We start from the raw sequence: 25,705 nt of genomic DNA on the forward strand, positions 1-25,705 counted from the left end.
TTGGAGCAGAGCAGGAGTGGACCGTGGTTGATCTAGGCGACAATAAGAAATTTACAATCCCTTAATATCCCATTTCTTAAGCCCAGTGTATTTCTTAATGGTATCGATATCAATACCATCAGCCTTCATTTTTTTGGCAATTTCAAGATGGCTCTCTTGTACAGCTTTCTTCCTTTCTAAGTCAAGTTTCCATTGTTGCAATTCTGCTTTTTCACGATCCACGATTTGGTATAGTCCGGACTTGCGCAATTGTTCTATCAGTCCTTCGTCAGCGAAGCTTTTGTAGCGTTCTTCGGTGATCACCAGGTAGTCTATCACTTCGATATTGATCAGCTGACCTACTTTGATCATACGATCCGTGAAGTTGAGGTCATCATTCGATAATTCTAAGGTACCGCTGGGATGGTTGTGTACGAGGATCATACGCACAGCCAATTTGTAGATACCCATACGGAATACGTCGGGCGGGTTGGCATTCACACGGTTGACCGCACCCAGACCAATCAGTTCTATAAACAAGATCTTCTGACTATTGTCCAGGCCCACTATCCAAAAATGCTCCTGGTTTCGTCTGATTTTATTTTCACGCAACAGGACCTGCTGCATCACTTGCCAGATGTCCTGTGTGTTGAGAACCTTGATTTTTTGGTCTTTGGCTAGCCTTACGTTCATGTTTTCAAATATACATATAGAATTTTATGAGGGAGGTAGTGAAGTCATTTTTTGGACGGCTATGGCGCCAATTGATGATATCTATTTATTACGATGTTCATTGTGTTGGTCCAAATCATGTGATAACTTACTGATAATAACTCTATTTATGGAAGATATTGAATCCCATAAGCTTAGGCTCGCCATTTTTGACTGGTTACAGCAATGTACTCCAGCCAATAATTATGTAATGGACTGGGCTGCGCTTTCAAAAGGATTTATATATTATGGCGAGATTGTAACACTTATAGGAGCCAGAGGAATCTGGAAACCCAGACAATTTTCTGATTATCCAATCTCCATTACTTCTGTACGGCAAAGCATGTACGCCGATGAGTTTATAGGCGAAGATATTTTATCCTACAGCTATAGGGGCAGTGATGTAAATCATCCAGACAACGTTGGGTTGCGAAATGCCATGCAGCATGCAATTCCATTAATATACTTTCATCAGATCGTAAAAGGCAAGTACATGGCAGCATGGCCAGTATATGTAGTAGGAGATGAACCGGATAAGCTAAAGTTTACAATATCGGCTGAAAGCAATGAAGTGCTGCTAAATGAAAATATGTTGTCTGAACCTGCAGCCATCTACCGTAGAAAATATGCTACAAGAGAGGTACTCATTCGTCTACATCAAGGATCTTTTCGAGAGCGTGTTTTACTTGCCTATAAGGATCATTGCGCCATGTGTCATTTGAAACACAGGGAGCTGCTAGATGCTGCTCACATCATTCCGGATAGCCAGGGCGGTTCTCCTGAAATATCGAATGGGTTGTCATTGTGCAAAATTCACCACGCAGCGTACGATCAAAACATTATTGGAATAAGTCCTGATTATCAAATAGAAGTGAGAGAGGACATTCTACATGAGGTAGATGGTCCAATGTTAAAACATGGCATTCAGGAAATCAATAAAACGAAACTGCGATTGCCCAAAACCAAGATTCACCAGCCCAGGAAAGAATGGCTGGATGTCAGATATAAAGCATTTAGAAGTGCTTAGAGGATGTTCAAAACCAAACCTAATTTCATGATTAAATTTCTAGAAACAGAGGAAATATCGGCTTGCATTAAAAGGATTATTGAGAATGCTACAGACACCATCTATATTGTAAGTCCATATCTTAGCATTAGACGCAAATTACGCAGCTATTTCGAAGAGGCTATCAATAGAAATGTCAAAATTGTTTTCGTTTACCGCAAACTTAATTACGCCAATGATGATATAAACTGGTTAACAAAATTGGGAAGCAAAATCACTCAAATTGAAAACAAAAACCTTCATGCAAAATGCTATATCAATGACTCTGAAGCCATAGTGACTTCTATGAATCTTTATGGGTATTCTCAGGACAACAACTACGAAATGGGTGTTTTAATTGACAAGAAAGACGATATGTTTGATAAAGTTCAAAAGTCCGTCGAAACCATAATCAAACATTCCACTCAGTCTATTGATACTGAAAGAGACAGTGGCTTTTGTATCCGATGTCGGTCAAATATTGATAGAGATAGTAATAAACCGTATTGTTATAGTTGCTACCTGATTTGGTATGAATATGAAAACTACAATTACCAAGAAAACTGCTGCCATAATTGTGGCGAAAAGGAGTCAACTTCGATAAGCAGGCCTTTGTGTTATGATTGTTTCAAGGCATCTTAGGTAGGTACAAGATGTTTGGAGTGTTTAATCAATATTTTGAAGTATCTGATCCTCTGCGTTATGTTAATATAGCTTCGGTTCGATGATTGGCATTAATAGTTTAGGGTTTGGCCTTTTTTCCATCCTTAGAAGCATTCACCTTAATTCTTGGTAGTCACGAGCACTCTTTTGACATTTTAGGCAGGAGGGAAGGATAGAAGGAATGGCAAAGGCATGTGATTTAAATTTTCTTTTACAAATAATAGATTGGAATACTATTTCATTATTATGTTCTATTTTTTATTGAAAAAGTCTAAACACTGTGCGGAAAATACCCTAACGTAGGTATTTCATTAAAGCAATGACCTCATTACATTCGGAGGTTGTAGATCTATCCAAATATGAATACCATACTAAAGAAAATCTTTCTAGCATTATCCATTATAGCAAATGTTTTATTTCTATCCTGCGGGCCTGGCCCTGATCCTGATCCAACACCCCAATCGGATGTTAGGGGTTGTACTGATAGGGATGCTTGCAACTACAACTCACAAGCTACTGTCAATAATGGAACATGTGAATACACCTCATGTGTAGGTTGTACTGATAATGCAGCTTGTAATTATGATCCAAGCGCCACGGAGTCCGATTCGAGTTGTGAATATACTACATGTGCAGGTTGTAATGATCCAGCGGCGGTAAACTATGATCCAGCGGCAACCATCAATGATAACTCGTGTCAATACACATTTGAATTTCTATTGCAATTCAATTTCTGGAATGACTTTGGTAATACTCCTAACATTGAGTTCTTAGCTGCGGAATCAGATGATCGCATACTGTTTGACTCTCAGAGCATTCAGTTTCAAACATTTAGCGATAGTATTTGGATGTTCTTCAACGACCTGAGAATAATCGAAAGAGATGATGAAAACCAAACAGTCTATTCAATCGACAGTTTGCGAGCAGAAGAGTTCAGTACACTAGAGAATAAATTCGTGAAGGATGTTGAATTTAATCTACTATTGAACCAAATCACTTCAATAGATGCGGTTTTGGTACTGGATATAAGTAATTCTCTCGGAAATGATTTTGCAACAGTAAAAGACTATGCAAAGTCCTTTGTGAGCTTTATTACACAACAAACTCAAGACCCTTTAGTTGGGGTAGTTGGTTTTGCATCAAATGTTTATACCAATCAATTATCAAATAACCTGGCAGGAACAAATCAATTCATCGATGGACTAAATCAAGAACAATTCACAAAACTATATGATGGTATAGACGAAGGCATAACCCTATTGAACAACTCGAATCATGGTGACAGTAAGATCATAATAACCTTTACCGACGGTCGTGACAATTTCTCTAACATTGCTACTCTTGGGAGCGTAGTTGATAGGTTGGAAAATTCAGATACAAAGCCCATTCCCAGCTTTACTATCGGCTTAGATGGAAACAATTCCATCAATAGAGTTGCACTAGATTCGCTAGCGGGGAATGCAGGCGATTCTAATTACCCTACTAATGTTCAGGAATTGAGTGACACTTTTGATAAGTTTCAAAAAGCTGTTGTAAACGTCTATCAACTTCGCTACACGAGAAGTTCGCAACCTATCCTCGGGGTAGATAAGCAATCTTTCAGATTTAGAATTTTTGCGTCACCAAAATGAACTCCGGAGCGTTAGGCAAAAAAGAAAAGATAAAAACAAAATGAATGGTCGAAACTCAGCCTAAGTGCAGACCAGTAAGTGTATCACAGGCATAATCCTAGTTGCTGAGAATGCTGTATTTGAAAACAATTCGCCCTAGGAATACTTCAAAATAACGAATAATTAAGCCTGGCAAGGCTGTTGTGTGCGCGGTTGGAAAAACTCTTTTCGCCCGTTGGCCAAAAAAGAAAAATTATTAGACGCTTTGGATCAGAGCACGGCACAGGGTCGGCTTGTGGCGCTGGCCGAGCGGCTACTTAATAATAACGTCTAATTATATAACAACGTCATTAGAAGCACTGAACCAAAAAAATTATCAATCAGAAACGTGCACGTCATAGTCCAGCTTTGCTGCCGTCCGCGGAGCGGTTAACATAATATCATTATATAACTCACTTCATAAGCAGACTTATTATCCAGCACACAAACTGCATAGTGTTATATAATGTTATCGTGTTATGAATACGCGTCCCGGATAAATCAGCTTTGGGTTTTGCGCAGGGATTAATAGTTTAGGGTTGGCTTTTTTTCTTGATAGCAGTCACTTCATTTCTGGCAGTATCGTAGCACTCTTTCAGCTTTTCTTTGGGATGAAAATGGGAGAGGAAAAGGGGAATGTGTGCGATACTAATTCTACTATTCTAAACCTTTATAAATCAGTTCACTTACCAACCAAAATATTAATATTTCAGGGAAGACTACACTGTGATCTTATGAGTTTGTTCATAGAACTACAAAAGTAATACCGGTGAAGAAAGTGGTCAAAGAAGAATTAATATGACCGTTTCAAATTTATTTTTAAATAAAACCTTCAATGCTTGTCCTATTTAATAGACTTCAATCATTAAAGAATTAAAATCATATTTAATAACTTAAAAACAAAAAGACATGAAAGATTTTATGATGCTTTTCCGTAGTGAACCAAATCCAAATTTTGAGCCTACACCTGACGAAATAGAAGCTGAAATCAAATTGTGGATGGATTGGATCGGAGGGATCGGAGCGCAAGGAAAACTTAAGAATGCTGGTGAAGCCCTAGGCTTCGAAGGCAAGACAGTGCATGCCGATGGATCAATCACAGATGGCCCTTTCACAGAAACTAAAGAGATTGTGGGAGGCTTCACTATCGTAACTGCTAAAGATCTGGAAGAAGCTGTCGCTCTGACCAAAGGATGCCCGGCACTAGACAACGGTGGAAAAGTAGAAGTCAGAGAAGTGATGCCAACAGGAGATATCCCAAATGATTGATCAACAGAAGCTATCTGAGATCTTTAAAACTGAGTACAGTAACTTGATTGCTGTACTCAGCAATTATTATGGCCTTAAAGACCTTCAGCTAGCTGAAGACATAGTTTCAGAGACCTTTTTAAAGGCCATGAAAGCTTGGTCTCACAAGGGCATTCCTCAGTACCCACGGGCTTGGTTAAGAAAGGTGGCGCAAAACCTCTATTATGAAGATTATCGTCGTCAGAAGAACTTTAAGGATAATATCAGCAAAGAAGTTTCTACTCGATCGGAAGCATTTGAATCGATTGAGATTACCGAAAAACTCATCGAGGATAGTCAATTGAGAATGATCTTTTTGCTCTGCAACCCGGAACTCAATCGCGAAGCACAGTTGTGCATTGCCCTTCGAATTCTATGTGGGTTTAGCACAGAAGAGATTGCCAAAGCCCTGCTTTCCAATAAAGAGTCAGTCAATAAGAAACTATATAGAGCTAAAAAATCTCTTCAAGAGAGACTCTCAATAGAAGATGAATTAACAGCTTCAGACTATCAAGACCGATTGGATAATGTATTGAGAGTAATTTACTTGCTGTTCAATGAAGGCTACTACAGCAGTACGGATGAAGAGAATATTCGAAATGAACTGTGCTGGGAAGCCATGAGATTAGGCATATTCCTATCTAATCAACGACACTTTGAGGTGGACCATGTCCAGGCTTTGATTGCTCTCATGTGTTTTCAAGCGTCCAGATTGAAGGCCCGTCAATCAGATGGAGGCGGTGATTTGCTCTATGACGAACAGGATCAATCTCAATGGGATCAGGCGCTCATACAAAAAGGGATACAATATCTAAAAATGGCCTCAAAAGGAGAGAGGGTTTCCAAATATAATTTGGAAGCCACCATCGCCTTTTGGCATACTCAAGACCAAGAAGGTAAGTGGGACCAAATACTCATGCTTTATAACAAACTTCTGACCATAGAGTATTCATCAATTATTGCGATGAACCGATCTTACGCCTTAGCCAAAGCACAATCTCCACAAAAAGCTATTGTAGAAGCACTTAAACTAGAGCTTCAAGACAATGCACATTACTTCTGTTTATTGGCTGAGCTGTACCGAATGGACCAGGATATAGACCTGGAAATCAATAATTTGAACAAGGCGCTGAAACTAGTCAAGAAAGAAAATGAAACAGCTTTGATTCAGAGAAAGCTTGAAATAGCGCTAAGTAAAGTTTAACAAAGGCTCAATAATGAATTGTCATTTCGACCAGTGCGGGAGAAATCTTATTTCGAAGCCAAGGCTGAGCATTGAGAAACTTCAACTACGACACGTATGCTATTCACATTCAGTAGCTTACCCTTTTTAAGAAATGTGCTGTTCAATAGTTAAAACTATTGCTCATACTCGATATTAAGAATCTCCCATACAAAATCACCCATTTTGGTTTTAACTATAGCTTCATCTCCAACAGTTTTATCAAGAAGCGCTTTAGCCATGGGGGAGTCCATAGAGATATAATCTTTGTTACTTTTTAACTCTTCGTAACCAACAATACGAAAACGTCTTTGAAAACCTTTCTCTTCGTTTTTAAGTTCTACCCAAGCACCAAAACTCACTTTTCCTTCTTGGTTGGGGTGATATTCAATAATTTTAAAGTTGTCAATACACTTGCGCAAATAGCGAAGGCGACTGTCAATTTCCCGAAGACGTTTTTTGTTGTAATGGTAATCGGCATTTTCTGAACGATCTCCCAAACTTGCGGCCCATGACACTTTAGCGGTTACGTCTGGACGTTCAACTCGCCACAAGTGATCATGTTCTTCCCTTAATTTTTGTAAGCCTTCGGAAGTAATCATTTGCGAGCGATTGAGCTTTGGTAGCGTTGATTCTGGGATTTTTCGCCTCATAATAAATGATCTTGTTTTGAAAACTTTCGCAAGATAATATAATGATGGATAGTTTGTTTGTGCAGAACAATCAACAGATGTTATATAATGGATTCGTGTTATGACTTCGCGTCCCGGATAAATCAGCTTTGGGCGCGGCCGGCGAGGTGCGGACGGCCAGTCTGAGCGGGGTCTCCATCAATCAAACCGTTATTTTCATTTCTAGAAGAATCTAAGCACTCTTTCAGCTTTTCCCGGGTTGGACAAAAGGAGAGGGGAAAGGTGAATGTGTGTGGTTATAAGGTACCACATGTCAACCCCTTACTCATGGCGATAGGGGTACTCTATGAAACAGAATCGGGCATCTATTGTGAACTGATTAAAAAGGTCAATGTCATCACTACTCAGGTGATGTAAACCGCCAAGGCCCGCAAGACGCGAGTCGATGTCTCGGTAACCGTATTCACTACCTAAATCAAAATTGGGCCAGAGCTCACTTTTTTATGCCCTTTTGCCGATTAATAACATGTTAAATGCCTGAGGTTGGGTATTGATTTTTTTACGCTAAGAGAATACATTTCGGTAAAAAATCGCAATGAAATCATTTTCTAAACATTTTTTGTTCTTTACCATGTTCTGTCTTTCATCATTACCCAGTATAACATTTGGACAGGACAAGTACTTGAATCAAATAAAACTTGAGGATGACATATTTAATATATCTGCTGAAGCCATTAGTGACCAAGAATTCAAAGTAATTATTAAGAAAGGAGAAGACACACCCGAAGAATTTACCCTGGTCAATTTGGACATTGACATATTTCGAAAATTGGCTCAAAACAAAATTGGTAAACTACTCGGGGGCGGTGTCCCTGACGATCTAGCTGATAATTTGAATAGTTTAATAACTAAAGAATTCATTAGTATTTACAGCTGGCACTCATCACAAGAATCGCCTGCGCCACTAGCCGGAATAATGTCATTCAAAAACGAAATTACGCTTCGATCAAAGGTCTTTTCAAATATTGATGATGAAATTAATTCTGTTAAAAAGAAAATTATCAAGCAGAAAAGAAAAAAAAGGATACAAAAACTTACTGCAAGACGAGATTTTTTAATTAATGAATTTTCACGAATAAAAGATGCTGGATTAGAAGAAGAGGGTTATATCTCAAAGTTTAAGATTGAATCTATCACAATGGAAATTTTAGATGGCTCCATTAGAGTTCTCTTGGTTCAAGGGAGTCTAGATGTTTTTGATTACCACTATGATGAGGAAAAGAACGAATATTCAGAAAGAAAAGTAGAGGAACTGCGCACCTATCGTAATTTTCATCCTATAGGGATTTCGTCTTTTTCAGATGTAGAGGCGATGTCTCAGGTACAGCTTCGAAATTTGCATGACCCGTTTGACGGAATAGTCTTGAAACTCTCAGATCTCATTACCTATGTGCCAAGTCCAAGCTTGAAGTCAGATGATTATAGCCCAAAAAACAATGTTTATCATGTTAAAGCTGATGCAAACGATGATTTTTCTACCTCTATTGAGCTATATAAAGAAGAAACAAAATATCTTTTTGTTGGAAGAATTTACTCAGATCTAATCGGGTTATCAGATAGCCAACCCAATGGGTTAATTCAAACTGAAGTATCAAAGAAAGTGGTTGTAAATTCTCAGGAAAATGCGTTCGTAATTTTCAATTATGTCCAGCCAAAATTAACGATCTCGAAAATCGACAATAAAGAATTGGAGCTTCCAGTACGAGAGGACTCAGTAATCCAAGTTTTGGACCTATATCAAAGATCATTTATGCGATTGGAAACAAATCTAAACGTTATGAGACTAGATCTTCCAAGCTATAAGTTTACGATAAAATCTAATTTTGGAGTTGGTATAATCGGAACAGTATTTGAAAATTCAGATCTTGGTGAAAAAGGAGTCAAACCGTCATTAAAATTACACAGCTCACTGATATTGGAATTTAGGCCAGACTCCAGATGGGATTTCGATATAAGATTTTCACTAAACAAGTTTTCAGGTTTCAATTCAGGGTTCGACTATCAGGACTCATGGATTAGAATATACGAATTCAACGCTTCATTTCGCCCAAATCAAAACCAGATCAATCAAGTTTTCTATCGGCTGTCAGTTGTAAACGACACTAGATCTCAGGACTTTTTTCAAGCCCAGGTGGGCTACTCATTTCCTTTAGTAAAAGCCAAGTAATCCTGCTTTCAAGCTGATATGTGCCTAATGAATAGCAAAAATGATGAAATAAAATATCATTTCTCCTACATCTGAATGATTATAATAGCAAGGTTTTTATAATAGCAAATAATATTTCTATTTGACTTACATTAATCATATATCATATTATGATATATATGATCATTTGACTAATTTGGTCATTCATCAAATGGCAGCATGATGAATAGAATAAAAGAAGTCTTAATTGAGAAAGATTTGAAACAAGTATGGCTAGCAGAACAACTGGGTAAAAGTTTTAATATGGTAAATGGATACGTCCAAAACAGAAGGCAACCAAGCATAGAAGACCTCTATAAGATTGCTGAAATCCTGGAAGTTGACCCAAGAGATTTATTACTAACCAAAGAAGATCAATAGTATGGAAATTCAAATAAAAGACAATAAGATCTTCGCACCGCTTTTAGATAAATGGTTGGTGCTAAAACCTGAAGAAGAAGTTCGGCAAAAGTATATATGTCGACTAGTCGACAAGTATGGATTTTCATTGAACCAAATGGCTCAAGAAGTTAAGGTTAGTAACTCCCAAAGAGGACAAGGCAGGGCAATGGCCGATATTGTCATTTGGAAATCAGAAAAGGATAAATCAGACTCCAACAGCGCAAAAATTGTAGTTGAGTGTAAGGCTGAGCACATTACAATTCGGGAAGATGATTACTTCCAAGGGTATAATTATGCCTCATGGGCAGGAGCTGACTTTTTTGTCACCACTAACCTTAAGGAAACTCGAGTTTTTAGGGTGCAAAAGGGAAAGCTGCCGAAGAAACTTGAAGAAGTAGTCAATATTCCAGACGCTTCAATTATCAATAATGATAAAAAAGTTAGCGAACTTCTCAAGCAGACTAAAGCATTCACAAGGGATGAGTTTTCAAAGCTTCTTTTCAAATGTCATAATATCATTCGGAATAATGATAAGCTTTCTCCTGAGGCTGCATTTGATGAAATAAGTAAGATTTTATTCATCAAAATCAGGTACGAAAGAAATAATACAGGTAATCAGATATTTAGTAAAGAAGAATTCAAACAAGCGAGGGATAGTTATGAAAAATTCAGGCCAAAAGATGGGTTGGAATTTTATCAGTTCTTATTCCAGCAAGCAAAGGATGAGTTTAAAGACGATGATCTGTTTGATCAGAACGACCATATCAGAATAAGGGAAAATAGCTTCGAAGCTATTGTCGAGGAACTTGAAATTTATAATCTATCTACAACCTCAGACGATGTAAAAGGTATTGCCTTCGAGAAATTCTTGGGCAGAACATTTAGAGGTGAGCTTGGACAATTCTTTACACCAAGAACAATTGTCGATTTCATGGTAGAAGTACTGGATCCTCAAGAGGGTGAAATCATCTGCGATCCATGTTGTGGAAGTGGTGGTTTTCTAATTAAAGCGTTCGAATATGTAAGAGCCAAAATCGAGACAGAAATTCATGAAGCCAAGGAGAATATTAAAAAGGAATTTTATACAGCAGAATACGAAAAGCTCGATGAAAAAGACAAAGAGGCTGTTGATCAGAAGGTGAATGACCTGTTTACCAAACTCAATGCTGAATTGGATATTAATAATGAAAAGAGTCGATTACGGGTGCTTTCATATGATTGCATTTTTGGAACGGATGCAAATCCAAGAATGAGCCGAACTGCAAAAATGAATATGATCATGCATGGAGATGGTCATGGAGGTGTACATCACAACGATGGCTTACTGAATGTAAACGGCATTTTTGAAAACCGCTTTGATGTAATTCTAACAAACCCACCATTTGGATCACGAATCGAGAAGTCACTTAAAATAACAGAGGCTGATAAGTATAGAGATCAAGCCAGAATAAACAAGTATAAGAAACGGTATGGATCGGCTTATGAAAAGGCACTCAAACAAATAAACGACAATCTTAATAAGCCGCTTTTGGACTTATTTGAAACTGGTTCTTTGAGCACTTTAACAGAAGTGGTTTTCATAGAAAGATGCATGAATCTACTTAAGCCTGGAGGAAGAATGGGGATCGTTTTGCCAGAAGGTGTTTTAAATAATACGAACCTTCAGAGAGTTCGTGATTATGTAGAGAGTAAGGCCAAAATAGTCTTGATTACGTCCATTCCCCAAGATGTATTTGTTGCTTCTGGAGCTACGATTAAACCAAGTTTACTATTCTTTAAGAAGTTTACTGAGGATGAAACCAAGAAGTATAGTGAAGTACAGAAAAATGCTGCAAAAGCAATAAAAAAGAAGTTTACGACTTCAATAGACCCATTGAAAAAGAAACTTTCCTTAAAGGGTAAGGAGAGCTTAAACAAAGAGGAAAAGAAAAAGGTAAGAGCAGAACTTAAAGCTCTAGAAGACCAAATGATTATTGAAATCAAAGCTCAAATAAAAAGTGAGTTTGATTACGAAATACCTATTGCAGAGGTCGAGAAGGCAGGCATTAGTACCACAGGCGCTGTGATCGAGAATGAATTAGAACCTCTAGCTGAAGAATTCAAAAAATACCGACAAGAAAATGAATTGTGGAATAACGCTTTCGAAAAAGTAGAATATGAAATAATAGAGGAAGATATCTACAGATTAGTAGCTAATGAACCTGAAGTATTTTATGAAAAATCCTAAGGCGTCATATCTTAACTCTTTCCGGTATTCATTATTGACAAACTGGAGTGTCCGCTATTTGCTTGAAACGTCTTTTGGTTTCAATGATAAATATGAATTGGCCCCAATTGGGAAATTTCTTATTCGCAATAAAGAGCTTGTTGAAATTGAAGATGATAAGGAATATAAAAGGGTAACCATCAAAATCAACAATAATGGTGTAGTTCAACGTGACATTGAAAAAGGCGAAAATATTGGTACTAAACGTCAATATATTGTTAGGCCCGGTCAATTCATCATGTCAAAGATTGATGCCCGAAATGGTGCTTTTGGTTTAGTTCCACCAGAGCTTGATGGAGCAATTGTAACAAATGATTTTCCTTCATTTAATGTAGATAATAAGCGAATTAATACCCAATTCCTTGTTCTAATCACTACAACGAAGGCTTTTGTGAGCTTTGCTCAAAGCTGCAGTAGTGGGACTACCAACCGCCAAAGAATTGACATAGATCTATTTCTTCAACAAAAGATTCCTCTTCCATCTTTGAAAGAGCAAGAAAGAATCGTTGGAGAATACAATAAGAAAATCAGATTATCTGAAGGACAGGCTGAAAAGGCAATAAACCAGTTGAGTTCTATAAAGACATACATAGAGAGAGAGTTAGAAATAAGTTCTGGAGACAGTTTTGAAAAGAACACTTTACTTCGTTTTGTCCGGTCGAGAAATACCAAAAGGTGGGACGTTCTTCATCTTTTGGGAGGCGATTTTCAAGTTAATTCAGCATTTCCAGTAATTACGATCCGTGATGTTATCAAATTCTTTAACAAGAAGGATAATAAGGAATCATTAAGGTTTGAAAGTTATAAGTACCCAAATGAAACTTTCCATTATATAGGAATGGAAAATGTTGAGAAGGATTTGGGACAAATTAAAGAATTACCATTGATCAATGGAAAAGCCGTAAAGAGTCAGACTTTAAAAGTACCACAAGGGTTTTTTATTTATGGGAAGCTAAGACCATACCTTAACAAGTATTGGATTAATAACACAGAGTTCGATGATATAATATGCTCTTCAGAATTTTTTGTTTTCAGCATTAATGAAACGGTGGACAAAGATTATTTCAAAGGAATACTTTCTTCATTCATTATTCAGGAGCAAATAGCCGATAAGACAAGTGGTGCAAGGATGCCTAGAATCAATGAAGGCATATTTATGAATTTAAAATTCCCCCTGCCTCCGCTAAAAAATCAAAAGTCTATTGCCAGGCATCTCAACCAAGTAAACGATGAGATTTTAAATCTGAATTATAAATCTGAGCAAGAAAGGGTTGAGGCGCTTTCAAATTTTGAAAAAGAAATATTCAATTATGAAGTTGATTAGCCTTGAAATAGATGGATACAAAAATCTGAAGAAGAAATGCAAGTTTGATTTTTCAAATTGCTCAAACTATGCTGCACTTATCGGCTTGAATGGGTCTGGAAAGAGTAACGTATTAGAAGCGATTAGCTTGATATTTTCTCACTATTATCATGGAACAGCTATCGATTTTACATTTTCTCTGACTTACAACCTCCGAATAGAGAGCGAGGACGGAACGAATAGGCAAATAAAACTTTCAAACGATAAAATGAAAGTTGTTGGAATTGGAAAACTGATCGCCAAATCCAAATATCATGATTACCTCCCAGCAAATGTGATCACCTCTTACAGTGGTGAAGAAATGAGATTATGGGATGAAGTCTATCTTGATAGTTATGCAGATTTCTTTCAGGATCTAAAAAAGCAGAATAAGGTGATCCCACATTTGTTATACCTCAATAAGTATTCTTGGGAGATTGCGCTTATCACACTTTTATGTTCCGATAATGCCGCAATTAAAGACTTTCTCAAAGATGAATTGAACATAAGTGAAGATGTTACTGTCAAATTCAATATAGATGAGGATAAATACGGTCTTTTTGAAACTAATGAAGCACTGTCTCTAGTGCGAAGATTGGTCGATCTTCAAAAGGACTCTAAGGAAAATACAGCACACATAAATGAAATAAGGACGTTAGAACTAAATCAGGTGGATAACCTAGACTTCACTAAGAAAATATTCTACTACTTGTTCATTACCTCAATGCCTCAACGAAGTGAAAAGGTAAAGACTCAAAAGGTCATAAATTCAATCAATATTGCTTTTAATGATCTGAATGTTAGCAAGCTTAGTGAAGGCGAAAAGAAACTGATCCTAGTGAATTGTATTACCAAGATTCTGGCAGATTCCAGCACACTGATTCTTCTGGATGAACCCGATTCGCATGTACATATTGAAAGGAAAAAGGAGCTAAAAAAATTAATCAGTGAGGGAGATCAATTCACTGTGTTAACAACACATTCTCCCAGTTTACTTAACTCCTTGGAAAATGATAATGTCTTCATATTGTCAAACAAGACTAATGATGGAGTAACGGTATATCCAGTTGACAGGCAAAAGCATCTTTCTGAGATATCTGGAGGCGTATTTACGTTGATGAATGCTACCCTAATAGCATCCACAGAAAAAGATATTCTGTTGCTAGAGGGCACCAATGATTACAATTACCTCAAAGAAGCTCTAAAAAGGTTTGAGACTGAATTCAATCAATTCGACTTTCTTATCATTAATTGTGGTGGTGCAGGCAATGTTGCAGCAATTTTAGAGCAGTCTATTTTACCTATTTTGGGTGATAACCAATTGTGTATTTGTTCCTTCGATGAAGATGGTGCTGGAAAAAAAGGTATTGAATCAGTTAAAGACTTGCTATCAGAAGAGAGTCAAAATGTTAAATGCATTACACATCCTCGACATACTGAGTTTCCAGAAGAATTAAAGGAATTTTTCATGGAAGACTATTTTGATGTAAATGCTTATAAACCATTGTTGAATGATCAAATTCAAAATGGCACTAAGTTTAAAGACTTTGAGAGCATGACAAAAGCAAAAGGCATTATCGAGAGAAATTATAAGAATTTTGATGATACCGCTTACAACAATTTTAAAGTGCTTATTAGGGAAGTTTTGAGAGTGCAAAATGAATTTCATGAAAATTAACTAGAATGAAGATCAAAGAAATTCAAGATTACATACCTCAAGCACAACAATATTATTCAGATGTTGAAGACTATTACAGAAGCTTGAGCTTTGAAGAAGCTGTGCAAAATGCGGCACAAGCAATCATACCTTCAGGTATTAAATCATGCTCAACAAGTAAAACAGCTTTTGCAAGTCATCAAAGGAGGGTGGGGAAGAAGAAGTGTAAGGAAGGGGCAGAAAAGCTATTAACTCATCCGTTTTGGTCAGAACTTGAAAATGCCAAATCATTTGAAGATATATTTCGAGTTACTGAAAAAGTAAAAGCTCAAACAGAGCGCTTAGGTGATCTTTGGAGCTATGACACAGCACAAAGGATAGCTCTTCATAAAGGTTGGTATCCTAATGAAGTTTACCTGCAAAGTGGGGCAAAAGATGGAGCAAAATCCTTAGTGAAAGAAGGACATGTTAAGAGCTTAGTGCTTAAAGGTAAAAGACATGTTAAAAGAGAACACTTTCCTGATATTCTGAAAGAATTAAAACCCTATCTGATTGAGAATATTTTGTGTGTCGGTAAAAGAGAAGGGTGGTTTATAAATAGCAAACTATGAAATTTCTAGATCTAGCAAAACGAGTTTTACAAGAAAGCCAAAAACCACTCAGTGGATCAGAAATTTGGCAGGTAGCAAAAGAGAAAGGATATGTAGATCGACTAGAAACCATTGGTAAGACTCCCGAACAAACACTTTTGGCGAGATTGTATACTTCTGCTAATGACCCAGACAATCCTAACATTAAATATGTTGGTACGAGACCAAAACGCTTTTATATTCCTGGAGTAACACCAGAAGAATCTCTAAATTTTGACGAGGAAGAGGTTCTTGAGAAAGAAGAAAAGGTCAAGAAAATAGGATATAAAGAAAAAGACCTACATCAAGTATTAGCTTACTATATAAGAAATCACCTTGGCGCATATCCCAAAACATTAAATCATTCAAAATCAAGAAAGAAAGAGTTTGGAGCATGGGTTCATCCAGACATGGTTGCATGCTACTTTCCTCAAAATCACTGGAAGCATGATGTTTATGATCTCAGTCAATTAATGGGAGATGCACAAATTGGTTTATACTCATTCGAACTTAAGACCCATTTGTCATTTGGGAATTTAAGAGAAAGCTTTTTCCAAGCAGTATCCAATTCTTCTTGGGCTCATCAGGGGTATTTGGTAGCAGCTGAAATCAAAATTGACAGAGATTTTCTAATTGAGCTAGAAAGACTGAGCAATTCATTTGGCATTGGAGTGATTCAACTTGATTTGGAAGATCCAGATAGCTCAGAAGAAATATTCTCAGCTGAAGAAAGGGACTTTGTTGACTGGGACACGGTAGATAAATTAATGATGAATGCTGACTTCCGAGAATTCATAGCTCGAGTTAAGAATGATATTTCTTCAAAAGAAGTAAGAGATGAAAAGTATGATGAAATCAAAGAGGTTGAAGACCTTATTGAAATCTTTAAAAACAAGATATAGCTCATCAAAAAACAAGCTGTTAACCATTATCTTATTGAATGAAGAATCATAAGTTTCATACAGCTGTTAAGAATGGCTCATACATTTCTGTCAATTCTTTTAAACCTGGAGTCGGTTTAAGGTGTGGATGTAATTGCCCGGTTTGCGGGGAAGCTGTTGTATCCAATGTAACTGCCAAGAAGAAGAAAGATTTAAATCGAATATTCACCAATCATTTCTCTCACAAAAATGAAAATTCCAACTGCACAGGTGGACAAGGAGAAACAGATATTCATCTTTATGCAAAAGAACTCTTGAAAAAAAGTAACTACTTTAGAGTCCCTAGATCAAATGGGAGGTCAATCAATTTCGAATATATAAAAGCTATAGCTGAGCCAGCTTTTCCAGTAGAAAAACACAAACAAAAAAGACCCGATTTATTACTGTTTGATAAAAACGATAATAAAACTGCAATTGAAATCGTAGTAACAAATCCAGTGCCTGAAGATAAAATGCAATTGTACAAGGATTCAATGTTGAATTGCTTGGACATTGATCTAAGTAGTTTCTATGGTCAAGACCTAGAAAATGTTCATTCTGAAATTGAACATGAAATTCTGAAAGGTATAGAACTCAAGAAATGGATATATAACGATGAGCCATCAATTGTAAAGAAATCTAATGAAGATTATAAATGGATTGCTGTAGTTATTGGTGGATTGTTGATTTTCAGAAAAGACATTCGTTCTGCATTATTACATATTTTGAAAGTCTTCAGGAATACATATCGTAGACGGAATTAACTTTTTTAATTATCCGATTAACAATTCTAATTATCTGATACAATACTCACTGCGTTCGTATTACGGGAAATCCCTAGTTGTGTTATATAATGTCTTTGTGTTATGTTAAATCAGCTTTGGGTTGAGCGTGGGGATTAATAGTGCGAGTTGGCATTTTTTCTTACTTGATTGCAGTCACTTGATTTCTGGCAGTACCGTAGCACTCTTTCAGCTTTTCTTGGGTAGGGAAAAGAGGAGAGGAAAGGTGAATGTGTGCGACTTACTTGGCATTAAATTACCAGTTAAAACTCTTAACTTGTCAATATAAATATGTAATGATTTAATTATAAAAAAATTGACTAAAGAAATACGTGATCTGGTACGCAAAGTAGATGAGCTTAAGTTGTTCCGTTTTGGAAAAGATCAAATACGATTTCGGCTTGATCCACTATTGGAGTTGGAAATTATAGAACAGACCGGAGATCAAATTAAAGTACTAGAAACTAGCCAGTTTACAAATTTATTATTCGAATTCTATGCAAAAAAACAAGGCTTCGCTTTAACTGAGGATTTTCAAAATACAATATCATTCTACAAGAAAGTAAGAGATGAATTCAGGAACGAAGGCAAAGTGATTTTAGGTATTACAGAGCAGATGAGTCATTTCCTAGGCTTATTGATAACAAAAGCGAATCAAGAGTTTGCTGAGAATTTTGAAGCTTTTGCATTGGGATTGCACAAGAGCGATGATGATAAGTTCTTGTATGAATTAAATAAAGCCTTCTCAATATCTCTCTACCAGCTTCAAATTAAACCAGGAAAGCTTAAAAGAATTTTAATCCACCTTATTGAAGAAGTATCGGAGAACGTCCAATTCAACATGAATCTTGGAGAATTAACAGCAGGTATTAGAAAGTTCTCGTCTTCTAATCCAAAAGAAGGAAAGGCACTTTTTAAGTTAATTGAGAAAAATCCAGTATTTAGTTTAAATGTATCTGTATTGCTTGGTCTTTATGAAAAAAACCCAACGAAAGAATTAATTAGGCTTCAAGAATTAAGCAAAAGGGATGACTATAGTGTAATAATTGCAGGAGTAATAGCTGGAGCTACTATAGATAACAATAAACAAGCCGTTGAATTGCTAAAAATTCTCGATGGTATCAAGAGCAAAGAAGGGCTTTACTTCATCAACCTACCAAGAGTCTATGTCGGTGTCATCAACAATCCGAATCTGACGAGCAAAGCGCTAAAAGCAAAAGCTTATAAGAAACTAAAGTGGTTGCTGACCCTAGATGATGATACAAAAAGAGCTACAGTTTGGGAAATGCAATTCATCAAAGATGACGATGAGAATATTTTTGAAGTAATTAATGTGATGAACAATGAAAAACTTGACAAGGCATTTTGTAGTTCAATTGCTCAAGTTCTTGACAATTTCTCTGATGTAGCGTTTTTCTTTGAATTTTTAAAAGGATACGCAGTAAATAATCCATATCAGTTTAATGCGTCATGGTTTGATTTCCCTATTTATAAATACGAAAACTCCAACTTAACAAAGTTTAGCTATCAATTAATTAAATTAATTATTGATGATAACGGAGCAGTAAGATTTGTTGGGAAGAGAATATTATCTCATATGAATGGGAATAATAATGGCTTTCAATTTGGAATAGATATTCTTGATCTACCCCAGTTAGATCAAATAAAATTATGGGTCTCATTATTTCAAGAAAACCCTGAGCCAAAACGAATACTCCCATTATTAATATCACTCAGGAATAGTAAGTACCCTCTGGTAGTTGAATCTTTCTTATGTAAGATCGAAGAGTTAGTCGAAAGCTATTCTTATTCGGTCATCGAGGAGCTAAAGGAATTACTAGATCTAAGGGATGGATATAATAAATCTATAATGGATCGAATTGCATTGAAATACGAAGAATTTAAAGAGAACTGGGATAGAAAGGCAAAAATTAAAGAACTAAATCCAGGTTATACTCAATCGAAGATTTCAAGGATATTTAATGAAAACTATTATGAGAAATTTAGCGAACAACTGGATGAATCCGTCCATGAGAATAGTGTTTTTCTCAATTTAGTTACAAATGTTACTCTTGCGAAAGGGGGTGGCTGGAAGCACGGAGAAAACAAGCAAATTTCTGAGTTATCAGCCGTAAGCTCTAGCTTTCAACTTCCAAGAAATTATTACATAAGTCCAGAGAAGTTTGATTGGCAAAATCGGGTGTATTACACAGAGAATTGGAAAAATGAATTTAAAGAATGGGAAGCAATAATATCTTCATCAGAGAATACTTAGAAAGCCTAAAAGAGGATACCGAATTAGATTATTTATTTCCAATTCTTCTTAACACAATTGGTTTTAGGATAGTATCAACCGCTAAAGAATCAAAAGGTCAATCTCAATATGGCAAAGATATAATTGCTATTGGTTCTGATGAAAGTGGCCAACAACATAGATACTATTTTGAGTTAAAGGGACATGCTGACAGAGACATTACCGACAAGAATTTTTTTAGTCGAGATGGAATTAGAGAATCGATTATTGAATCAAAGGACACAGCTTTTTCAGATAGTTCTATTCCTGAATTCAATCAACTTCCCATTAAGGTTGTCATTGTTCATAATGGAACTTTAAAAGCTAATATCAGACCTACATTTGAGGGTTTTATTTCTAAGGAATTCAAAGAAGGACAGTTTGAAAGATGGGATATATATCATCTCACTGACTTATTTGCTAAACACTTATTTAATGAATACCTGCTAACTGATGAACAAAGTCTAAGATTATTCAAAAAGACACTCGTCTTATTGGACGCCCCAGAAAATGATTTTCATGACTTTAAATCTCTTGTAGACTTACAAATTGATAAGATAAGTGACATTAAGAAGGGTAGGGCATTTAGTAAATTTTTTGCAACTCAAAATTTGTTGGCATCCGTTGTTTTTCATTACAGTGAATTGAACGATAACCTTGAAGCAGCAAAGCAATGCTTAACATATTTATTATTAAAAACTTGGGCATGGATACTAAGGAATAAATTGGAAGCTAGAAGATCGGTCAAAAAGGAATTTTCGAAGCTTATCGGTGTCCATTACAGAATGTTACATAAGTATTTCGAGAAAACAATTCCAATAGCCAGGCTTGAAAACGGTTTATTTTCTGAGCAAGGTGGGCCATTCGAAGAAATCGGTTATCCTCTTCGGTGTTTTGAATATTTGAATTATCTAATTTATTTCTTTGAAGCTAGGCTTCATTTTCCAAACTTCTCTAAAGAACCTAGTCAAAGGAAGAGAAAGAAATTGAGAAGAATACAAAAGGATCTTTTAATTGAAATTATAACTAACAATGATGGCTGTAACCGTCCAATTCTTGATTACCACTCAATTTCAATTCTGAATGTCGTTTTATTTCTTCTACAGAAGAATGATTTGAGGGATGAGGACTTAAAATTTGTAGGGGAATATTTGTTTTCTACAACTGAAAGTATCTTAATAATAAATACAGTTAGAGGAAGATTTCCGTTGGTTGGAAGTGAGCTAGATCTTGTCAAGAAGGTAAATAAAGGGAAGATTCAATCAGATCCAGACCCAAAGAATTTACCACCAACTTTATTAATTACAATACTATTTGAATTTTCCGCTATCCTGAGTTTTACCCAGATGTATGATGATTTTAAGGACGGATTTAAGGATAAAATCAATCTTCAGACTGCCTATCCACATTTTGATAAATATGATATTGAGCAACTTCTTTTTGAAAAACATTTTGGAAATGAATTCTATGTAGAGACTGGTATAGAGTTTCAGTCAAATATCAATGAATTTAAGGAGTACATGAAAAAGAAAGAAAATGATTCAATAGAATACAGAACCGATGCTTCTGGCTTTGGTTTTCTTAGAAAACTTGCTCATGTGTATTTCAAGAACGAGTATTTCGTAGACGAATGGAGGTCTATGTACGATTAAGTAGAACACAACAAAATTATGTTAAATAGAATTCATAGAAGGTTGGTCAGACAGAAAAGCGAGGGGTGTGTGAGCACTGTGGGAGAAAGTTATTGTCAAGGATTTTTATATTGTACTAACCAACAACTCCCGAATATCAACCTCCAAAATCGTAGCCATACGTTTTAAATCCTTCAAATGAGGCTGTGATTTATTATTGCAAATAGCTGTCATCGCAGTAGTACTAATACCCATTTGCTCAGACAGCCATTTTTGTGATTTGCCTTGAATGACGAGGACTTCTTTTATTCTGTTTATTCGGTCTTCCATTTCTTATTTAATGCTTCAAAATAAGCACTAAAAGCCTTAAATCAATAAGTTCAACTTGACTATTTGTAAGTCATGCTTAACTTAGTTAAAGTAATAATTCAATATTTACTTGCTAATATGAAAGTTGAAGTTAACTTTACATAAGTTAAACTTACATCGTAAATATTTCAATATGTCAACTTCAAATGACACCTTTCAGGATCATCAAGCATTTGTACTACCAAAAAATACGAAAGTGACCCAGGAGATGGTATCAGAATTGGATAATATGTTGAGCTTCACACCCCCTCAGCAATTGAAACATAGTCTATTAAAGATTTACATGCTCTATTTAATCAGTGAACATGATGTGTTGCCAGGAGATTTTGAAGATATTGCTACTGATTTTTACTTTCTGGTTGAATTTTTTACAACCGCAGAAAAAGAAATGAACAAGACTCATGAGTCATAATTGGTCAAATTTACGCCCCCTGTCCAAGCTAGATGAACTAGCCGAGACCATTATGAAATCAGCTTTCTTAATATCTGAAAATCATAATGTTATTCAGAGCTATTTAAATCATAAAGGGGCGCATTTCAAGGTAATCAATCGAGTAGGGGAGTCAGAGTACGATATTCTTTGCCGACAGATTAATATCGAGAAAACAAACTATGGATTTGTGCCTAAATCCGATTTCGAAAGAGGTTTGAGGGATGATCTTTGGATTGGGTTAGTGTTGTTTGTTGATGATCAGAAACCAACAAAGTATTTGTTTCCAAGTACAGTTTGGAATGAACCAAATCAGTTATTCACCGACTCTGCCGTCAAGAATCCTGAGTATGGTATCAATCTGAATAAGAATACAATTAAACAGCTTCAAGAGGATTTTAGCTTTGAAAAGCAGATCAATAAACTCTGAATAAATGGACAATAAGATTAAAGCATACTGTAATTCATGTAGAACAGAGACTAATCATGTGGTGCATGGAAAATTTGAGCTTCATGATAAGGAAGAAGATGAAATCCATAGATATTCAATTGTACAATGTTTAGGATGTGATTCCACAAGTTTTCTGCATAAATGGGCCGCACCAGAAGACATTGATAGGGAGGATGATGTTGTTTATTATGAAGAACAATTCCCAAAAGACCCAGATCGTTTTCCTGCATATGAATACTTGTCTCATGAAGATCAAGAAGAACTGCCTTCAATACTTTATTATCTCTATGATGAACTCAAGGTAGTTTTAGAAAATGATGCCGATACTTTGGCTGGCGTGGGACTTAGAATGGTTGTTGAAGGCGTATGCGTACATAAAAAAATTGCTGGGCGAAATCTCAAAAGCAGAATCGATAAAATTCTTGAAATGGGATTGATTTCAATAAATGATCATGAAATAATTGATGCACTTCGAGAAATTGGAAATATAAGTGCACATAAAATAAAAAGTCCATCGGCCTCAGATTTAGAGGCATCATTAGAAGCTGTTAATCATCTTTTGCGGACGTTATACATAGTTCAAAATCGTACAAAAAAGCTAAGAAAGAAGTCATAATATTATGTTAAATAGAAGCTTCGCCGTAATGGTGCGTGGGCTGGACAGAAAAGCGGGGTGTGCGTGGGTTTTGCGCGTTGAAACATTTTTCTGTCTAGATTTTTTGTTTACTTTTTCATCAATGGAAAAAGTAAAAGCCTAGCGGCTTGAGCGAGATACAGCGAATGCCGATAAGGACGGACAACCAATGAGACTGGGAAACTGTCTGCAAAACACTAAGAGATTCTCACGTCATTATACCAGCTTGCAGCTTACTGATTCCTCAGAATGATAGAGTTTAAAAACTGCTGCTGTCGAAACAAAGCGTAGGCCTGCAAGTGTATCACAGGCAAAAATTCTAATGCCTGAGAATTCAATATTTGAGATTAACGACCAAACGTATAGAATCCAAGAAAATAGAACGATAGCTTTTGACTGAGATTCTCTTGCTTAGGGCTGGTTATCCGGCCAGAGCCGGAAAGCGCGTTGGGTAACTATTAATTGGCGCAGGGACAGCGTGTGCAGTGCGATGGATATTGCGCTGGCCGTGCGGCTATTTAATATAACATCAAATTATATAACACCCGCAGCATGATTCGGCTACAGCTTTTAAAAACAAACTATCAGGACGAGATCATCATTGAATATTTAGCATAATATTATTATATAACATTGGTGTGCAGTAGCCAGCTCTGCAAGCTTTCATTCACTAAAGCCTGCCACAGGCTGCCTTCTAAACGTTCATGAATGTTATATAATTTATATTATGTTAAATAGATTATTCAAAGAATATGCCCTCTCTTTAATTCCCTTAGGTTTTCAGCGGTTTATGAAAAAGCAAAAACAATTATCGCACTTCACTCTTGTTCTCAGAGATCTTAGACCCGTCTAATCACGCCTTCTCATTTACTCAGCCACTTTTGTAATTCTTCTCCTTCGAAAATTTGTCCGTGAACGCCTGCAATCTTTTTGACTTTCAGATTGAGCGATTTGATTTTGTTCAACAAATGATCTGACCTTGGATCGTTAAGATCCCATTCTCCATAGCTGATCAGATCTGCCTGCCACAGCAAACCCTGTTCTGGGAAATAGACTATCAGCATTTCGATCGCATGATTGGTTGGACCCACGTCATAGATTAGCGCAGCGTTTGCCGAATCATTCATTTGTAAACGTTCCGTAACCAAATCTATGGATAACGGTTTTGGATCTTCCGACTGACGATCCGGATTCAAGACAGATGGCGCCGATGCAATCCTTATTAATATGGCTGCATTTCCCTCGGTAGTAATGATCGTTGCTCCTTCTGCAATATAAGTTCTGATGCCTCCCCAATGATCGTTGTGATGATGACTCTGTACGAGATATTTTATGGGTTTGTCAGAAACAGATCGAATGTGACGTAATACCTTTTCCGACGTCGCAGCATTCACGGGCGCTTCTCCGACCAGTATGAATTTTTCAAAAACTGCAAACATCACATTGTAGTCATCTCCTTCCATACTTTCTGTGATGTTCTCAATCATGTAAATGTTATTGCCCAACTCGGTCAATTGATTTTTGACTACCTGGCTATAATCTGCTGGAGCAAAGCCGATCATCTGTTCATGAGTAGGTCTGTTTACCACAGGATCAATGGCACGCAATTCAAATCGATTGACCACTTCGCCTCCGGCGCTATAGTTCCCGCCGCTGGCAATCACTTGGGGTAATGTCAACGGTCCGAATTTCTCAAAATTGGAGAAGTCTTTAAATGAAACCCCATCACCATAGGGCTCATTATTTCTTAAATATTCTACACGTAGCAGGCGTCCTTCTTCGGCATCAAAATACAATCTTCGAGCCGATGACCCCCCGCCTGCAAATATTCGATTTACTACCTTTCCTTTGTAGTCTACGGAGCCTTCATAGCAAACGTGTTGTGGTCGTGCCAATGCAGCATTAATGTATGGATGAGGAAAGTATCTGAAGTTGTCAAAACCTGATGAGGTGGCATCGGTATACTTTTTGGTCAGTACATTGTAGTCACGGCTCGCTTCATCGTCTGTGATAATGATGTTCACAAAATCAAATCCGGCGAAGCGATTCATAAAATGTCCCACTTCGATACCATTCTTTCTATCAATGAAAAACCTGTTCTCCAAATGATACCTTTCATAAGGAGGATCTACCACTAAGGATTGACTTCGATGGATGCCTTCTTTGACCTCGATCGTGAGTGCTACGACCAGCGAGGAATCTGCTATATCACCATGTGCTTGCCAGGCCTTGTTGAGGATGGCTAAGCCCCTGGCATTGGCTTGCAAAAAAGCTTCAGCATACGCTTGAGATGTTTCTGGATCATCATCGGATATGGTACCGCCGTTTTGGCCGTTTGCACAACCGATGGTGAACAGGCTGCTGATGATAAAAAAGGTTCTAATGCGTAAATTCATGTTGTTGATCATTTTGTCCGTATGAAGTTGTTTCCTTTTGACAGGTGGAAAATCAAATGTAGTATGGGAG

General features: G+C 36.7%; 22 protein-coding genes. 18 read left to right on the forward strand and 4 right to left on the reverse strand.

Going from position 1 to position 25,705, the window contains the following annotated elements; genetic code table 11:
- Positions 1-51 precede the first annotated feature (51 nt).
- Positions 52-672, reverse strand: coding sequence for a JAB domain-containing protein (locus ABJD64_RS10200; RefSeq protein ID WP_348178353.1), 621 nt, complete (start codon positions 670-672; stop codon positions 52-54).
- 148 nt (positions 673-820) lie between these two features.
- Between ABJD64_RS10200 and ABJD64_RS10205 the strand changes: the two genes are divergently transcribed.
- The 5 genes from ABJD64_RS10205 (at position 821) to ABJD64_RS10225 (ending at position 6,538) form a co-directional block, all read left to right on the forward strand.
- A complete protein-coding gene (locus ABJD64_RS10205; protein WP_348178355.1) occupies positions 821-1,717 on the forward strand; it encodes an HNH endonuclease in 897 nt (298 codons plus the stop codon).
- Between the two features lie 27 nt (positions 1,718-1,744).
- Complete coding sequence (locus ABJD64_RS10210) at positions 1,745-2,377, forward strand: phospholipase D-like domain-containing protein (RefSeq protein ID WP_348178357.1); 633 nt, start codon at positions 1,745-1,747, stop codon at positions 2,375-2,377.
- Between the two features lie 380 nt (positions 2,378-2,757).
- Entirely contained in the window at positions 2,758-4,029 is a 1,272-nt protein-coding gene (locus ABJD64_RS10215) for a VWA domain-containing protein (protein WP_348178359.1), read from the forward strand.
- A gap of 927 nt (positions 4,030-4,956) precedes the next feature.
- Positions 4,957-5,316, forward strand: coding sequence for a YciI family protein (locus ABJD64_RS10220; RefSeq protein WP_348178361.1), 360 nt, complete (start codon positions 4,957-4,959; stop codon positions 5,314-5,316).
- The gene (locus ABJD64_RS10225; RefSeq protein WP_348178363.1) at positions 5,309-6,538 is read left to right on the forward strand and encodes a sigma-70 family RNA polymerase sigma factor; all 1,230 of its coding nucleotides are present in this window, start codon (positions 5,309-5,311) and stop codon (positions 6,536-6,538) included. Before ABJD64_RS10220 ends, ABJD64_RS10225 begins: the two co-directional genes overlap by 8 nt.
- A 155-nt stretch (positions 6,539-6,693) precedes the next feature.
- Here the strand turns inward: ABJD64_RS10225 and greB are convergent, their stop codons facing one another.
- Positions 6,694-7,158 carry a transcription elongation factor GreB gene (gene greB / locus ABJD64_RS10230; RefSeq protein ID WP_348178365.1) on the reverse strand — a complete coding sequence of 155 codons (465 nt, stop codon included), beginning with the start codon at positions 7,156-7,158 and terminating at the stop codon, positions 6,694-6,696.
- Positions 7,159-7,783: 625 nt separating this feature from the next.
- Here greB and ABJD64_RS10235 point away from each other — a divergent pair.
- The 10 genes from ABJD64_RS10235 (at position 7,784) to ABJD64_RS10280 (ending at position 21,376) form a co-directional block, all read left to right on the forward strand.
- The gene (locus ABJD64_RS10235; protein WP_348178367.1) at positions 7,784-9,415 is read left to right on the forward strand and encodes a hypothetical protein; all 1,632 of its coding nucleotides are present in this window, start codon (positions 7,784-7,786) and stop codon (positions 9,413-9,415) included.
- 201 nt (positions 9,416-9,616) lie between these two features.
- A complete protein-coding gene (locus tag ABJD64_RS10240; protein ID WP_348179488.1) occupies positions 9,617-9,814 on the forward strand; it encodes a helix-turn-helix transcriptional regulator in 198 nt (65 codons plus the stop codon).
- 1 nt (position 9,815) lies between these two features.
- Positions 9,816-12,062, forward strand: coding sequence for an N-6 DNA methylase (locus ABJD64_RS10245; protein ID WP_348178369.1), 2,247 nt, complete (start codon positions 9,816-9,818; stop codon positions 12,060-12,062).
- Positions 12,049-13,425: a restriction endonuclease subunit S gene (locus ABJD64_RS10250; protein ID WP_348178371.1), complete on the forward strand. Its 1,377-nt coding sequence runs from the start codon at positions 12,049-12,051 to the stop codon at positions 13,423-13,425. Before ABJD64_RS10245 ends, ABJD64_RS10250 begins: the two co-directional genes overlap by 14 nt.
- Complete coding sequence (locus tag ABJD64_RS10255; protein WP_348178373.1) at positions 13,412-15,121, forward strand: AAA family ATPase; 1,710 nt, start codon at positions 13,412-13,414, stop codon at positions 15,119-15,121. Before ABJD64_RS10250 ends, ABJD64_RS10255 begins: the two co-directional genes overlap by 14 nt.
- Positions 15,122-15,126: 5 nt before the next feature.
- On the forward strand, positions 15,127-15,711 hold the full coding sequence (locus tag ABJD64_RS10260; RefSeq protein ID WP_348178375.1) for a hypothetical protein: 585 nt from the start codon (positions 15,127-15,129) through the stop codon (positions 15,709-15,711).
- Positions 15,708-16,631 (forward strand): HTH domain-containing protein, encoded by a 924-nt coding sequence (locus ABJD64_RS10265; protein ID WP_348178377.1) that lies wholly within the window; start codon positions 15,708-15,710, stop codon positions 16,629-16,631. The genes ABJD64_RS10260 and ABJD64_RS10265 overlap by 4 nt, the downstream gene beginning before the upstream one ends.
- A gap of 38 nt (positions 16,632-16,669) precedes the next feature.
- Entirely contained in the window at positions 16,670-17,413 is a 744-nt protein-coding gene (locus ABJD64_RS10270) for a hypothetical protein (RefSeq protein ID WP_348178379.1), read from the forward strand.
- Between the two features lie 334 nt (positions 17,414-17,747).
- A complete protein-coding gene (locus ABJD64_RS10275) occupies positions 17,748-19,706 on the forward strand; it encodes a hypothetical protein (RefSeq protein WP_348178381.1) in 1,959 nt (652 codons plus the stop codon).
- On the forward strand, positions 19,670-21,376 hold the full coding sequence (locus tag ABJD64_RS10280) for a hypothetical protein (RefSeq protein WP_348178383.1): 1,707 nt from the start codon (positions 19,670-19,672) through the stop codon (positions 21,374-21,376). The genes ABJD64_RS10275 and ABJD64_RS10280 overlap by 37 nt, the downstream gene beginning before the upstream one ends.
- 105 nt (positions 21,377-21,481) lie before the next feature.
- On the opposite strand, the gene ABJD64_RS10285 is transcribed toward ABJD64_RS10280, so the two are convergent.
- A complete protein-coding gene (locus tag ABJD64_RS10285) occupies positions 21,482-21,685 on the reverse strand; it encodes a helix-turn-helix transcriptional regulator (protein WP_348178385.1) in 204 nt (67 codons plus the stop codon).
- A 172-nt stretch (positions 21,686-21,857) separates the two neighbouring features.
- Here ABJD64_RS10285 and ABJD64_RS10290 point away from each other — a divergent pair, with 172 nt between their 5' ends.
- Genes ABJD64_RS10290 through ABJD64_RS10300 form a run of 3 tightly spaced genes read left to right on the forward strand, consistent with a single transcriptional unit; the run spans position 21,858 to position 23,221 of the window.
- A complete protein-coding gene (locus tag ABJD64_RS10290) occupies positions 21,858-22,136 on the forward strand; it encodes a hypothetical protein (protein WP_348178387.1) in 279 nt (92 codons plus the stop codon).
- A complete protein-coding gene (locus tag ABJD64_RS10295; protein ID WP_348178389.1) occupies positions 22,126-22,584 on the forward strand; it encodes a hypothetical protein in 459 nt (152 codons plus the stop codon). The genes ABJD64_RS10290 and ABJD64_RS10295 overlap by 11 nt, the downstream gene beginning before the upstream one ends.
- Positions 22,585-22,588: 4 nt before the next feature.
- The gene (locus tag ABJD64_RS10300) at positions 22,589-23,221 is read left to right on the forward strand and encodes a DUF4145 domain-containing protein (RefSeq protein ID WP_348178391.1); all 633 of its coding nucleotides are present in this window, start codon (positions 22,589-22,591) and stop codon (positions 23,219-23,221) included.
- A gap of 881 nt (positions 23,222-24,102) precedes the next feature.
- Here ABJD64_RS10300 and ABJD64_RS10305 read toward each other — a convergent pair.
- Positions 24,103-25,635 carry a hypothetical protein gene (locus ABJD64_RS10305; protein WP_348178393.1) on the reverse strand — a complete coding sequence of 511 codons (1,533 nt, stop codon included), beginning with the start codon at positions 25,633-25,635 and terminating at the stop codon, positions 24,103-24,105.
- Between the last annotated feature and the right edge of the window lie 70 nt (positions 25,636-25,705).

It is taken from the genome of Reichenbachiella sp., assembly GCF_039944555.1.
Classification (GTDB): domain Bacteria; phylum Bacteroidota; class Bacteroidia; order Cytophagales; family Cyclobacteriaceae; genus Reichenbachiella.